Genomic DNA, 14,145 nt, shown 5'->3' with positions numbered 1-14,145 from the left:
CCAAATGACCTAAGCAAACTCCTAAGTGTCTTTTTATAAAGACGGGCGGATTATGCCACAATTTGTCTTTGTGTGCCACATCTTTTCAGACGGCCAAAAAAAGCGGCGATACCTTCCAGTACCGCCAAAGCTGCTTTGGTGATAAAACTAAACTTTATTTGCTTGCGCAGCGGAAGCCTAAGTTATTTAAAACATATTTGGATTGCAGGCTGGTACGGATGCCGTAGCGCAAGAAAGCCGCATAGTTGGATGGGTCGCTTGAGCCTACGGATGCGCCGCTACAGAACATTTGTGTGTTGGACGAGCCTGCAGAGAGTTGGCTGCTGTTGAAGTCTTCGGTCCATTCCCAAATCAGGCCGTGCATATCGTATACGCCCCAGTAGTTGGGTTTGTTTTTACCGATGTCGTGCAGGCCGTTGCGGCCGCCGTCTGCATACCAATCCAAGATGGTACGGTTGTAGCCGGGTTCGGCAGAGCCGTCTTTTTGAGTGGCAGAAGCCAAGCCTGCAAATTCCCACTCGTCAATAGTCGGCAGGCGTTTGCCTTTAGAAACGCAGTAGGCATTGGCGGCAAACCATGAAACATTGGTTACCGGATGTTTGAGTTCGCTGGCTTTAGGCGCATAACTGTTGCTACCGTTTTTTACCCAATGTTTCAGGTAAGCTTTTTCAGCTTGTTTAGAGCTGATTTTGTCTTTTTGCCATTGTGGATGTGTTTTCAAAAATTCGGCAAATTCGGCATTGGTTACAGGATATTTGTCAAGTTGGAAGGGCTTGACTTTAATAAGGGAAGTCTCTTTTTTGAGATAGAGAGGGCGATAGCTGCCTCCTTCGATTTTTACCATTTCGGCTGCAAATGTATTGCCGCAGATTAAGGCACTGCCTAAGAGGAGGAGTCGTATGAGTTTCATGGTACGCCCTTATTATCGTTTGAAAACAGAAAATTTATTTTTAAGATAGCCTAATCATAACAAGGCCGTCTGAAAAATCAATCTGTCTGATTGAATGGGAAGATTAATTGTGATGGAAGCCACTGCGACTCTAAGAGAAGAGTAGCAGTGGCTTGGCGTATTAAACCGAGGGATTATTTAGCGGCTTCAGAAGCAGCAGGTGCGGCAGACGCAGCGGCTGGGGCAGAAGCGGCAGCACCGGCAGGTTGGTAAGCGGTGTCGCTCAGTTTTTTGGTCATGATTTCAGGGTTTTCGTCACCCTCAACTTTCAATTGACCCAAAGCACCTTTGTTGAACGCACGGAAGATAGAGTGGTCAACCAAAGTGTAGCTGCCTGGAATATCGACTTTGAATTCGATCATGGCGGCACCACCGGCAGGAATCACAGTGCTTTGTACGTTTTCGTTAATCAGTTTACCACCTTCAACATATACTTTGTCGAAGATTTCGCCGATAACGTGGAAAGAAGATACTAAGTTAGGACCACCGTTACCAACGTACATACGAACAGTTTCACCAGCTTTGGCTTTCAGGGCGTTGTCGCCGGCGATAGAGCCCACGTGGCCGTTGAATACAACGTATTCAGGTTGTTCAGCAATCGCTTTATCCATATCGAAAGGTTGCAGGCCTTGAGCACCTTTTTTACCTTTAGTATAGAAGTCACCTTGTACGATGTAGAACTCTTTGTCCACTTTAGGCAGACCTTCTTTAGGTTCAACCAAGATCAAACCGTACATACCGTTGGCGATGTGCATACCGACAGGAGCAACGGCACAGTGGTAAATGTACAAACCGGCTTGCAGAGCTTTAAAGCTGAAAGTAGAAGTGTGGCCTGGGGCAGTGAAAGAAGCTTCTGCACCACCGCCTTGACCGGTAGCAGCGTGGAAGTCAACGTTGTGAGGAACGGTAGAAGAAGGATTGTTAGAGAATTCTACTTCTACGGTATCGCCTTCGCGTACACGGATCATTTGGCCCGGAACGTCGCCGTTGAATGTCCAGTAATGGTATTCAACACCGTCTTCCATAGTCATGGTTTTTTCGACGGTTTCCATTTTAACGCGTACTTTAGCCGGATGGTCGCGATCGATTGCAGGTGGAACTTCCGGAGCGTGAGTCATGATGGCATCGACTACAGGCAATTCTGAAGAAGGAGTCTCGGCAGCAGCTTGTGAGTCAGAAGCAGCAGCAGGAGCTTCGGCAGAAGCGGTGGCAGCCGGAGTTTCAGCTGGTTTAGCAGCTTGTTCGCCGCATGCGGCCAGTGCAAATACAGAAGCGATAAGTGCAGCTAAGGTTTGGCGTTTCATGTTTAAAGTTTCCTTATTGTAAGAAAAGTTAAGTATCCTGATAGGATGGTTTGAAATTTTGTATGATTATGTAGGCGCTTGTTTGGGTATATTTTGACATAAATCAAATTGTTCAATGAATATGAATCTTTTAATCCCTAAATACTCCTTTAGTAGTATAAAAAACTAAACCGAAAAGTTTATTTTTGTGTGAAAATGTTAGTGCAGGCTTAACACAAAATATAACAAAGGAGGAGTTATATAGGATAATAGGAATCAATATCATGTAAGTTAATGGTTTTAAAGGAATATTATTGACAAAATATTTCTTTACTTTTAAAACCGTGATACAATCTTTAACATTCATATTTGATGAATTAATACCCAACCACTTTTTACCAAAATCAAGGAGTACTCAAAATGGGACAGTACAAGAAGCTTTGGTACTTGCTGTTTGCCGTACTGGCAGTATGCTTTACCATTCTTGGTTATATGGGTAGCGAGGTCTATAAAAAGGCTCCGCCATACCCTGAACAAGTCGTTTCTGCATCCGGCAAAGTCCTGATGACCAAAGACGATATTTTGGCAGGTCAATCTGCATGGCAAACTACCGGCGGTATGGAAGTTGGCTCTGTATTGGGTCACGGTGCATACCAAGCTCCGGACTGGACTGCCGACTGGCTGCACCGCGAGCTGGTTGCATGGTTGGATCTGACTGCGCAAGAAACTTACGGCAAAAAATTTGACGAAGTTTCTCCTGAGGAACAAGCTGTTCTGAAAACCCGTTTGGCTGACGAATACCGCAACCAAAGTCGTATTAAGGAAGACGGTTCTGTCGTTATCAGCGATACCCGCGTGAAAGCGATCGAAAGTATTCTGCCTTACTATCACGGCGTGTACAGCGACGATCCTAAGTTCCAAACCACTCGCGAACACTTTGCAATGAAAAACAACACATTGCCAAGCCAAGAAGCTCGTGAAAAACTGTTCAACTTCTTCTTCTGGACTTCTTGGTCTGCTTCGGCCAACCGTCCTGATGAGAACTTCACTTACACCAACAACTGGCCGCACGAGCCTTTGATCAAGAACGTACCGACTACTGAAAACTACATGTGGTCCTTCACCAGCGTGGTATTGTTGCTGATGGGTATCGGCTTGCTGATGTGGGGTTACTCTTTCTTGACTAAACACGAAGAGGTTGAAGTACCTACTGAGGATCCTATCTCTAAAGTACAACTGACTCCTTCTCAAAAAGCGTTGGGCAAATATGTATTCCTGACTGTTGCTTTGTTTGTCGTACAAGTACTGTTGGGTGGTTTGACCGCTCACTATACTGTCGAAGGCCAAGGCTTCTACGGTATCGATACCGCCTTGGGCTTTGAAATGGCCGACTGGTTCCCATATGCGCTGACCCGTACTTGGCACATCCAATCCGCTATTTTCTGGATTGCAACCGGCTTCCTGACAGCAGGTCTGTTCTTGGCTCCGATTGTGAACGGCGGTAAAGATCCTAAATTCCAACGTGCCGGTGTGAACTTCCTGTATATCGCCCTGTTCATCGTAGTCGGCGGTTCTTATGCAGGTAACTTCTTTGCTTTGACTCACATCATTCCGCCTGAGCTGAACTTCTGGTTCGGTCACCAAGGTTACGAATACTTGGATTTGGGTCGCTTCTGGCAACTTCTGCTGATGGTCGGCTTGCTGTTGTGGCTGTTCCTGATGCTGCGTTGCACCATTTCTGCCTTTAAAGAAAAAGGTACAGACAAAAACCTGTTGGCTATCTTCGTAGCTTCTATGGTTGGTGTGGGTGTGTTCTATGCTCCTGGTCTGTTCTACGGTGAAAAATCTCCAATCGCTGTGATGGAATACTGGCGTTGGTGGGTGGTTCACTTGTGGGTAGAAGGTTTCTTCGAAGTGTTCGCTACTGCCGCTTTCGCATTCATCTTCTATAACATGGGCTTTGTCCGCCGTAGTACTGCCACAGCTTCTACTTTGGCTGCTGCTGCCATCTTCATGTTGGGCGGTATTCCAGGTACATTGCACCACTTGTACTTCTCCGGCTCTACCTCTGCCTCTATGGCAATCGGTGCATGTTTCTCCGCTTTGGAAGTTGTACCTTTGATTCTGCTGGGCCGTGAAGCTTACGAACACTGGTCTTACCAACACCTGTCCGACTGGGCGAAACGTCTGCGTTGGCCTCTGATGTGCTTCGTAGCAGTTGCCTTCTGGAACATGATCGGTGCCGGCGTATTTGGCTTCCTGATTAACCCACCGATTTCCCTGTTCTACATCCAAGGTCTGAACACTACTGCAGTTCACGCTCACGCGGCTCTGTTCGGTGTGTACGGTTTCTTGGCTCTGGGCTTCGTATTGCTGGTTGCACGTTACCTGAAACCTAATGCTCAATTTGACGACAAACTAATGACTTGGGCATTCTGGCTGTTGAACGGCGGTCTGGTGGGTATGATTGCTATCAGCCTGTTGCCGGTCGGCGTGATTCAAGCTTACGCTTCTATCACTCATGGTCTGTGGTATGCACGTAGCGAAGAATTCCTGCAAATGGAAATTCTGGATACCCTGCGTTGGGTTCGTACCGCTGCTGACTTGATCTTCATCGGTGGTGCTGTCTGCGTTGCTATCCAAGCTACCAAAATCATATTCAGCCGCGATAAATAATCTTAAGCTGAGTTAAATCGAAGGCCGTCTGAAAAGTTTTCAGACGGCCTTTCTGTTATAATTTCAACATTCTTAAATTGACAAGACAAAACATTATGTTCAACCAAGCTGCTCAAGAGCTGACCACTGTTCGCGATTTGCTGCGTTTCGCCGTCAGCCGTTTTAACGATGCCGGACTGTTTTTCGGACACGGAAGCGATAATGCCCATGACGAGGCAGCCTATCTGATTTTGCACACTTTAAATCTGCCGTTGGATACGTTGGAGCCTTATTTGGATGCCAAATTGTTGCAAAGTGAGAAGGAGGAAGTGTTGTCGATTATCGAACGCCGCGCAGTGGAGCATATTCCTGCCGCGTATCTGACGCATCAAGCATGGCAGGGTGAGTTTGATTTTTATGTCGATGAGCGCGTTATTGTACCTCGTTCTTTCATTTATGAATTGCTTGGCGACGGTATCCGTCCTTGGATTGAACACGATGAATTGGTGCATCGAGCTTTGGATTTGTGTACCGGTAGCGGCTGCTTGGCCATTCAAATGGCGCATCACTATCCTGATGCACAAATCGATGCCGTTGATTTGAGCTTGGATGCGCTGGAAGTGGCCGCCATCAATATCGAAGATTATGGCTTGGAAGACCGCATCAGCTTGGTGCATACCGATTTGTTTGAAGGTTTGGATGACACCTACGACTTAATTGTTTCCAATCCGCCTTATGTTGATGCAGAATCTGTGGAAGCGTTGCCTGATGAATACCTGCACGAGCCGGAATTGGCTTTGGGTAGCGGCGAAGATGGTTTGGACGCTACACGTCAAATCATTTTGCAAGCGGCGAAATATTTGAATCCGAAAGGTATATTGCTGGTTGAAATCGGTCACAACCGTGAAGTATTGGAAGCGGCTTATCCCGAATTACCGTTTACTTGGTTGGAAACCAGCGGTGGCGATGGGTTTGTATTCTTGTTGACCCGAGAGCAATTATTGGGTGAAGAGTAGTTTATTTCGATATAAATGAAACAAAAGCCGTCTGAAAAAGTTTCAGACGGCTTTTGTTCTGTATAATTTTTAATGTTTTAAGAAAATACAAATGGCTATGGTATACCGAATATGAAATCCAAGCAGTCTTTGAAACTATGGCTTATAATATTTGTCATAGTTTCTAATGTCAGTGGATTTTTATTACTGACTTTTTGTAGAACATATACTGCCAAACTCCATATTATGAATAATTATTTAAAATCAGGCCTGTTGGCTGCTGCCTTGTTCAGTATGCCCGTTGCCGTCTTTGCCCAGCAACATACCGTTTATTTCAATCAAAACGGTAAACTGACGGCGACCATGCCTTCGGTTGCTTATGTCCGACAATACAAGATTGAGGCAGGCAAGGCTCAGGTACAGGATTTTTACTATCCATCGATGAAAAAATATTCTGATCCTTATGAAGTACCTGCCAGTCAGATTAAGGTTTTTGTGCCGGCTTTGGATAACGGTACATTAACCCTGTGGCATTTCAACGGTCAGAAAAAGATGGTTGGCAGCTATCGCAATGGCAAACCGCATGGCGAATGGGTCAACTGGTATCCAAACGGCAAAAAATCTGCGGTGATGCCTTATCAAAATGGCCTGAGTGAGGGCGTAGGCTCTCGTTATTACCGCAACGGCGTCAAAGAAAGTGAAATCCAATTCAAGCACGATAAGGCCAACGGTCATTGGAAACAATGGTATTCAGACGGCAGCCCGAAAACTGAAATGATGATGAGCAATGACAAACCAACGGAGATCATCAGTTGGGATGAAAATGGCCGCATCGTGTCTGAATTGAGTATTCGCAACGGTAAACGCAGCGGCATTATTTTGGATTGGTATGATGATGGTGCGAAGAAATCTGAGCTGGTTTATAAAGATGACCAGTTGGTGAAAAAAACTTTCTGGGATACGGACGGGTACGTTCTCGAATAATTTTAACAATAAAAAACCGCAGGCTGAACAGCTTGCGGTTTTTTATTACATACAGCCTTTGTTTTGGCATAGGGTAAATAACGGCGCGCCGCTTTCACGGATTTTTTTGCCGCCGTCCAAGTCGGTAAATTCCAAAATGGCAGCCGCTTCGATTACTTCGCCGCCCAGTTTGCGGATCAGTTCGACACCTGCCAGCATTGTGCCGCCGGTTGCTACTAAATCATCTACCAACAAAACGCGTGCGCCCGGCTTGATGGCGTCGGTATGGATTTCTACCGTTGCTTCGCCATATTCCAAAGCATAACTTTGAGAAACCGTATCAAACGGCAGCTTGCCTTTTTTACGAATGGGAACGAAGCCGACATTTAGCTGATAGGCCAAAGCCGCACCAATGATGAAGCCGCGCGCATCCAAGCCCGCAACGACATCAACTTTCTGCCCCATATAGCGGTAAACCAGTAAATCGACCAGCAGGCGGAAATATTCTGCGCTTTGCAAAACGGGAGTAATGTCATGAAACAAAATCCCTTTTTGCGGCCAGTTTTCAATTTTACGGATTTTGTCCGCCAAAGCTTCTACGCCCATTACTTCAGGATGAATCAACATCTTGACATTCCGAAATCAAAAAGTTTTTAACACGCTATTGTAGCGGTCATATGCGGACTTGCCAAATTAATCGATACAATAGCCAAATTTTGCAACATGCCGTCTGAAATTCCGAGAAACATTGTGTTGTGTTATAATTTACAGGTACATACCATCGGCTGAACCACCATGCAAAATCATAAAAAAGGCAATATTTACATCATTTCTGCCGCTTCCGGCACAGGTAAAACGACCTTGGTGTCGCGCCTATTGAAAAATCATGACGACATCCGTGTTTCTATTTCTCATACCACGCGTCAGCCGCGTGAGGGTGAGGAACATGGTGTGCATTACCACTTTGTTCCCAAAGAAGAATTTGAATTACTGATTGATCAAAGGGCCTTTTTGGAACACGCCAATGTGTTCGGCAACTATTACGGCACCAGCATTGCCGGCGTGAATTCGTTGAGCGAAGAGGGCTATGACGTGATTTTGGAAATTGATGTGCAAGGTGCAGCGCAAGTACGTAAATCGTTGCCTGAAGCCAGCAGCATTTTTATCCTGCCGCCTTCCTTTGAAGTATTGGCACAACGTTTGATCGGCCGTGGTACAGACAGCGAAGAAGTTATTCAAACACGCCTTTCAAAAGCCCGTCATGAGATTGAGCAATCCGTTTTGTTCGATTACGTCGTCGTGAATGACGATTTAGATCGTGCTGAAGCCGATTTGTTCCACATTATTAAAGCAGGCCGTCTGAAAAAATCCTCTCAACAGGGATTTATTTCAAACCTGTTGGAAAATTCGTAAAAAACAGCGAAAATAACCGTTTATTTGAAACATAGAAAGAAAGCAAGCAAACATGGCTCGTATTACTACTGAAGACTGCACAGGTAAAATCCCTAACCACTTTGACCTTACCCTCGTTGCCGCCCGTCGCGCACGCCAGCTCGAAAACGGCAATACGCCATTGGTTGACGACATCCGCAACAACAAACCAACCGTAACCGCCCTGCGCGAAATCGCTGCCGGACAAATCGGAACCGAGCTGCTGACCCGCAATAAATAAACCAACCGGCAAACCGATAAAACCGCCGCGCGGACTGTATCGGTGCGATATCACAACCGATACAGTCTGACGGCTTAAAAAAATAGCCATAAAAGGCCGTCTGAAAATGCCAGCCCCACAGCCTACCGCCCCCTATGATCCGTTGACAGCAGAAGCGCGCGAGCTTCTGTTTCGTACCGCATTCTATCTCAATACCAATGAGCAGGCCGAGCTTGAAAGAGCCGTTGCCTACGCTTTCCATGCCCATGACGGACAAACCCGTAAAAGCGGCGAACCCTACATCACCCATCCTCTCGCCGTTGCCACGCAGCTTGCGATTTGGCACATGGATGTTCAAGGGCTTTGCGCAGGCGTTATGCATGATGTATTGGAAGATACGGGCGTAACCAAAGTCGAAATGGCGGCAGAATTCGGCGATACTATTGCCGAAATGGTAGACGGCCTCTCCAAGCTGGAAAAACTCAAATTTGAAGATCATGCCGAGCATCAGGCGGAAAGTTTCCGCAAGCTTATCCTCGCCATGACTAAAGACGTGCGCGTCATCGTCGTCAAACTTGCCGACCGATTGCACAATATGCGCACCCTTGGCTCTATGCGTCCGGAAAAACGCCGCCGCATCGCCAAAGAAACCCTCGAAATCTATGCTCAAATCGCCAACCGCATTGGCCTGAACAATGCGTATCAAGAGCTTCAAGACTTATCGTTCCAAAACCTCCACCCAAGACGCTACGAAACCCTGAAAAAAGCCATGAACAACAGCCGCAAAAATCGCCGCGATGTTGTCGGCAAAGTGTTGCGTGCATTCGGTCAGCGTTTGGTCGGTGTCAATATTGAAGCCAAAATCAAAGGCCGCGAGAAAAACTTATACAGCATCCATCAAAAAATGCTGGCTAAAAAGCTGCGTTTTGCCGAAGTAATGGATATCTACGGCTTTCGGGTCATTGTAAACAATATTCCTGCCTGTTATGCCGCGTTGGGTGCATTGCATAATTTATACCACCCCAAGCCCGGCCGTTTCAAAGACTATATCGCCATTCCGAAAAGTAACGGCTACCAAAGTTTGCACACGACTTTGGTCGGCCCTTACGGTTTGCCGATCGAAGTGCAAATCCGTACGCGTGAAATGGATGCAGTGGCTGAGGGCGGTATTGCCGGTCATTGGATTTATAAATCCGGTGAAAACACTCCGGACCAAGCCGTCCTCCATATGAACCGATGGATGAAAAATATTCTTGACCTGCAGGCCAGCAGCTCAAATGCCATCGAGTTTCTGGAGCATGTCAAAGTCGATTTGTTCCCCAACGAAGTCTATATCGTTACCCCGAAAGGCGATATCCTTACCTTGCCTAAGGGTGCAACGCCGATTGACTTTGCCTATGCAGTTCACACCAATATCGGTCATAAAACCGTTGCCGCGCGTATCAATAACGTCATGATGCCGTTGCGCACCAAGCTGAAAACCGGTGATACGGTAGAAATCATTACTTCCGAACACGCCAAGCCTAATGTGGCATGGTTGAATTTTGCCGTTTCCAGCCGTGCGCGCAGCGCCATCCGCCAATACATTAAAAATCTGAATCGTCACGATGCCGTTGTTTTGGGTGAGAACTTGCTGCAAAAAGCTTTATCCAGCCTGTTGCCTAAAGATATCCTGCTTTCAGACGACCTCAAAGAAAAATACCTTGCCGATTTGAATACCAAACAAACCTCGTTTGAAGAGGTCCTCTACAATGTCGGTATGGGGCATACTTTGCCGGTACACGTTGCCATGCACATTGCCGAGTTGGCAGGCCAACATTTTGGCAGCGCGGTCAAACTCAGCCCGATCAAAGTCAACGATCAGGAAACCGGCCGGATTCATTTTGCCGAATGTTGCCATCCGATTCCCGGCGATGCAATCCGCGCCTTATTGGTCAAAGACAAGGGTATGATTATCCACCGAGATACCTGCCAAACTTTGGTCAAAGCTGATCCGGAAGAGCAACTCGATGCGGGCTGGGACAGTTTGCGCAATCAAACGTATCGCACCATCCTCAATGTCAAATCCGAAGATGCGCATGGTTTGTTGGCCTCAATGGCGCAAGCGATTTCCAATTCCGGTGCGGATATCGAATCTGTTGATACGCCGACCAAAGCGCAAGCAGGAACGGAAGGTTTTGTAGAATTTAAATTCACGATTAAAGTCAAAGATTTGGATCAGGTTAATCAGATTATTCATGCAATGCATGCCAATCCGAATATCCGCAAAGTAATCCGAGGATAATCTGTGATCAGCATGATAAGAAAAGGCCGTCTGAAAGTGTGTTCAGACGGCCTTTTGAGTATGTACAAACAAACTCTGTTAGTTTGTTTTGAAGAAAAATAATGCTTCAGGTTGGATTTAACTTAACCAAAAACGGAAAACCAAGAAGAAAACCAAGGCCAAAACGCCGGCCCAAACCAGCAACATGAATCCGGCTACTGCCTGACCCAAGCGGTAAACAGGATTTTTGCGTTCGTCTTCGAGTAGGGGATTGGATGTATCGTGTGGTTTGTCGGACATAATGAAGCTCTGATTGAATTATTGAATAAAAGTGTAAGGTTACGCCGATAGAAGCAAAGATTCAAGTGGGAATGATTATTGATAGAAGTCTTCGTCTTCATTCCACGCGGTTTTTAAGGCCGTCTGAATGGTGTCGGCACCAAAGCCGCGATAGGCAAGGAAACGCGCTTGTTTTTGTTTTTCTTTCAAATCTTGGGCTTCTTGCTTGAATTTTTTACGCAAGACGGAAATGGCGGTTTGCAGCTCGTCCTCCCTATCGGGTAGGAACTCCCGACAGTCGTCTGCATCGATACCTTGTTGTGCCAAGGCTTGCTTGAGGCGGAGCGTGCCGTAACGGTTGCTTTTGCTGTGAATATAGGCTTCTGCATAACGCTGGTCGGATTGCCAATTTCGTTCGGCGAATTCGTCCAAAACCTTTTCCAATTCTTCTTCGCTTTCAGCGTGCGGAGCCAGTTTGCGTTTCAAGCCGACACGGCTGACTTCCTGACGGGAAAGAATATCCAAGGCGCGGGCGCGTAAGGTTTTGGGAGGTTTCATGGGGATATGGAAGGGGAGGGATTTAACTACATTGAATTACATTTTCAGACGGCCTGATTAGGTAAAAGCACCGAAAAGGCCGTCTGAAAATAAAGCCGAATTATTCTTCGTCTTTGTTTTTTTGCGGTTGCAGATTTTCGTAGATTTCAGGCAGGGCGCGAATCAACAAATCAGGTTTGGTTGCTTTGTCTTGAGAGAGCAAGGTCATGTCGCCGTAGCCGAATGTTACGCCGACGCTGAAGCAACCGGCCGCTTTGGCAGCAATAATGTCATTTTTGGAGTCGCCCACCATCAGCATATTGGCAACGTCGATGCCCAGAACTTCGGCTGCATGTTGAAGCGGCAATGGGCTGGGTTTTTTCTCAGTCAGGCTGTCGCCGCCGAGAACCAGGCTGAAATAGTCGTCGAGATTGAGCTGTTTCAGCAACTCAGCAGCCAGAATTTCATTTTTGTTAGTAATGACAACCAATGGAATACCCAAGGACTTCAGCAGGCCGAGACCGGCTTCAGTTTCAGGGTAGGGGCGGGTAAAGTCACTCAAGTGCTCGCGATAATATTTCATAAAGAACACAAAACCTTTTTCCCAGATTTCAGGATCGGCTTCTTTTTCACGATCATTGGTAATGACGCGATGAACCAATTTGCCGATGCCGTCGCCGACATAACTTTCAACCGTTTGGGTAGGCAAAACAGGTAAACCCAAGTGCGCACACATGGCTTGGGCTGCTGCGGCCAAATCGGGAACGGAATCACATAAGGTACCGTCCAAATCAAAAGCAACGGCTTGAACGTGTTCTAAAGCAGCAGTGGTCATTGAGTAGCTTCCTGTCATATTATTTAAGCGGTTATTCTAACATTATTTGCCTGATTTGCCGATGTTTTGCTGATTCTTTAAAGGGATATTTGTTTAAATTGTTAACAATTTTTGCTGGTGTAAGGCTGTTAGCCTATTTGGAATATGGAAGGGATTTTGTCAACAAAAAGGGTGGTTTGGTAGGCATTAAAAAACAAAGGGTTTGTGTGTTTTTTTGAATGGTTTGATGAGCATTTATACTAGGCCGTCTGAAAATTTTTTGGTCGGCATGCCGATATTTTCAGACGGCCTCAAACTAAATTCATATATAAATGAATGGATTTGCTTTTTATCGACTACATGCTATTACATTTTTTCCTGTTTTTGTATATAGTAACAAGTATGGCTCTCGTCTAATCATGTGTATGAAAAGGAAAAATACATGTCCGCATCTGCTGTTAAAGAAACACTGAATCCGTTTGAAATTGCACAAAAACAAGTGAAAATTGCCTGCGATCGCCTGAATGCCGACCCGGCAGTATTTGAAATCTTGAAAAAGCCGCAACGTGTTTTGGAAGTGAACTTCCCTGTCAAACTCGACAACGGTACAGTAGAAAACTTCACCGGCTACCGTTCACAACACAATAATGCCGTCGGCCCTTACAAAGGCGGCGTGCGTTTCCATCCTCATGTGAATATGGACGAGGTTAAAGCCCTGTCTATCTGGATGACCATCAAATGCTGCGTGGCCGGTATTCCTTACGGCGGTGGTAAAGGCGGTATTACTTTGGATCCGCGTAACTATTCCGAAGCGGAATTGGAACGCATCGCCCGCGCTTATTCTGAAGCCATTTCTCCGCTGATTGGCGAAAAAATCGATATTCCCGCCCCTGATGTGAACACCAACGGCAAAATCATGTCTTGGATGGTTGATGCCTATGAAAATGTGGTGAAACATTCTGCACCGGGCGTGTTCACCGGTAAACCGGTTGAGTTTGGCGGCTCCTTGGCGCGTACTGAAGCCACCGGTTATGGCGTAAACTTCGCCGCCGTTCAAGCTTTGGAAAAACTGGGTAAAGACGTGAAGGGTGCCACTTACGCTATTCAAGGTTTCGGTAACGTGGGCTACCACACCGGTTATTATGCACACAAAGCCGGTGCGAAAATCGTTGCCGTATCTACTGTTGACGTTGCCATTTACAACGAAAACGGCTTGGATATGGAAGCAATCATCAAAGAATTCCAAACCAAAGGTTTCATCACCAACGAAGCCGGCTACGGCAAAGAAATCAGCAATGCCGAACTTTTGGCTCTGGAAGTGGACGTACTCGCCCCTTGCGCGCTGGAAAACCAACTGACTTCTGAAAACGCCGGTAAAGTCCGCGCGAAAATCGTGGTTGAAGGTGCAAACGGTCCGACTACTCCTGAAGCAGACGTTATCCTGCGTCAAAACGGCGTATTGGTTGTTCCTGATATTTTGGCAAACTGCGGCGGCGTGGTTGTATCTTATTTTGAATGGGTACAAAACCTGCAAGGCTACTACTGGGAGTTTGACGAAGTTCAAGAGAAAGAAACCGTTGTCCTGCGCCGTGCGTTCCGCGATATTTGGAACTTGGCTCAAGAATACGATGTCGACCTGCGTACCGCTTCTTACATGATGAGTATCCGTCGTGTTGAAAAAGCAATGAAACTGCGCGGCTGGTATTAATCGGTTGAGCGATAGCTAAGAGTAGGCCGTCTGAAACCTCTTTTCAGA

At 46.4% G+C, this 14,145-nt stretch carries 13 protein-coding genes; 7 read left to right on the top strand and 6 right to left on the bottom strand.

What is annotated here, in order from left to right; genetic code table 11:
* Nucleotides 1-154 precede the first annotated feature (154 nt).
* Both DBY97_RS08890 and nirK read right to left on the bottom strand, forming a co-directional pair.
* Nucleotides 155-910, bottom strand: coding sequence for a formylglycine-generating enzyme family protein (locus tag DBY97_RS08890; protein WP_003745813.1), 756 nt, complete (start codon nucleotides 908-910; stop codon nucleotides 155-157).
* Between the two features lie 173 nt (nucleotides 911-1,083).
* Nucleotides 1,084-2,253 (bottom strand): copper-containing nitrite reductase, encoded by a 1,170-nt coding sequence (gene nirK, locus DBY97_RS08885; RefSeq protein ID WP_036491729.1) that lies wholly within the window; start codon nucleotides 2,251-2,253, stop codon nucleotides 1,084-1,086.
* Nucleotides 2,254-2,652: 399 nt separating this feature from the next.
* Between nirK and DBY97_RS08880 the strand changes: the two genes are divergently transcribed.
* From DBY97_RS08880 to DBY97_RS08870, 3 genes are all read left to right on the top strand, one after another.
* Nucleotides 2,653-4,908, top strand: coding sequence for a nitric-oxide reductase large subunit (locus tag DBY97_RS08880; protein WP_107858112.1), 2,256 nt, complete (start codon nucleotides 2,653-2,655; stop codon nucleotides 4,906-4,908).
* Between the two features lie 95 nt (nucleotides 4,909-5,003).
* The gene (gene prmB / locus DBY97_RS08875; RefSeq protein ID WP_107858111.1) at nucleotides 5,004-5,903 is read left to right on the top strand and encodes a 50S ribosomal protein L3 N(5)-glutamine methyltransferase; all 900 of its coding nucleotides are present in this window, start codon (nucleotides 5,004-5,006) and stop codon (nucleotides 5,901-5,903) included.
* Nucleotides 5,904-6,176: 273 nt separating this feature from the next.
* Entirely contained in the window at nucleotides 6,177-6,866 is a 690-nt protein-coding gene (locus DBY97_RS08870) for a toxin-antitoxin system YwqK family antitoxin (protein WP_432760705.1), read from the top strand.
* Between the two features lie 45 nt (nucleotides 6,867-6,911).
* Here DBY97_RS08870 and DBY97_RS08865 read toward each other — a convergent pair whose 3' ends face one another.
* On the bottom strand, nucleotides 6,912-7,472 hold the full coding sequence (locus tag DBY97_RS08865; protein ID WP_003682296.1) for an adenine phosphoribosyltransferase: 561 nt from the start codon (nucleotides 7,470-7,472) through the stop codon (nucleotides 6,912-6,914).
* 168 nt (nucleotides 7,473-7,640) lie between these two features.
* Here DBY97_RS08865 and gmk point away from each other — a divergent pair, with 168 nt between their 5' ends.
* The 3 genes from gmk to DBY97_RS08850 all read left to right on the top strand — a co-directional run bounded on the left by gmk (nucleotide 7,641) and on the right by DBY97_RS08850 (nucleotide 10,780).
* On the top strand, nucleotides 7,641-8,258 hold the full coding sequence (gmk, locus tag DBY97_RS08860) for a guanylate kinase (RefSeq protein ID WP_107858109.1): 618 nt from the start codon (nucleotides 7,641-7,643) through the stop codon (nucleotides 8,256-8,258).
* 52 nt (nucleotides 8,259-8,310) lie between these two features.
* A complete protein-coding gene (gene rpoZ / locus DBY97_RS08855; RefSeq protein ID WP_003682294.1) occupies nucleotides 8,311-8,517 on the top strand; it encodes a DNA-directed RNA polymerase subunit omega in 207 nt (68 codons plus the stop codon).
* Nucleotides 8,518-8,623: 106 nt separating this feature from the next.
* A complete protein-coding gene (locus tag DBY97_RS08850) occupies nucleotides 8,624-10,780 on the top strand; it encodes a RelA/SpoT family protein (protein WP_107858108.1) in 2,157 nt (718 codons plus the stop codon).
* Between the two features lie 117 nt (nucleotides 10,781-10,897).
* On the opposite strand, the gene DBY97_RS08845 is transcribed toward DBY97_RS08850, so the two are convergent.
* The 3 genes from DBY97_RS08845 to DBY97_RS08835 form a co-directional block, all read right to left on the bottom strand.
* Nucleotides 10,898-11,059 (bottom strand): hypothetical protein, encoded by a 162-nt coding sequence (locus DBY97_RS08845; RefSeq protein WP_107858107.1) that lies wholly within the window; start codon nucleotides 11,057-11,059, stop codon nucleotides 10,898-10,900.
* A 75-nt stretch (nucleotides 11,060-11,134) separates the two neighbouring features.
* Nucleotides 11,135-11,596: a recombination regulator RecX gene (gene recX, locus DBY97_RS08840; RefSeq protein WP_049329865.1), complete on the bottom strand. Its 462-nt coding sequence runs from the start codon at nucleotides 11,594-11,596 to the stop codon at nucleotides 11,135-11,137.
* A 100-nt stretch (nucleotides 11,597-11,696) separates the two neighbouring features.
* Nucleotides 11,697-12,410 (bottom strand): phosphoglycolate phosphatase, encoded by a 714-nt coding sequence (locus DBY97_RS08835; RefSeq protein WP_107858106.1) that lies wholly within the window; start codon nucleotides 12,408-12,410, stop codon nucleotides 11,697-11,699.
* Nucleotides 12,411-12,831: 421 nt separating this feature from the next.
* Between DBY97_RS08835 and DBY97_RS08830 the strand changes: the two genes are divergently transcribed.
* A complete protein-coding gene (locus DBY97_RS08830) occupies nucleotides 12,832-14,097 on the top strand; it encodes a Glu/Leu/Phe/Val family dehydrogenase (RefSeq protein ID WP_070584284.1) in 1,266 nt (421 codons plus the stop codon).
* The last annotated feature ends 48 nt before the right edge of the window (nucleotides 14,098-14,145 follow it).

The organism is Neisseria subflava, from assembly GCF_003044645.1.
In the GTDB taxonomy this organism is placed as follows: domain Bacteria; phylum Pseudomonadota; class Gammaproteobacteria; order Burkholderiales; family Neisseriaceae; genus Neisseria; species Neisseria subflava_B.
The sequence above is the reverse complement of the archived record's forward strand: the minus strand, read 5'-3'. Positions and strand labels throughout refer to the sequence as shown.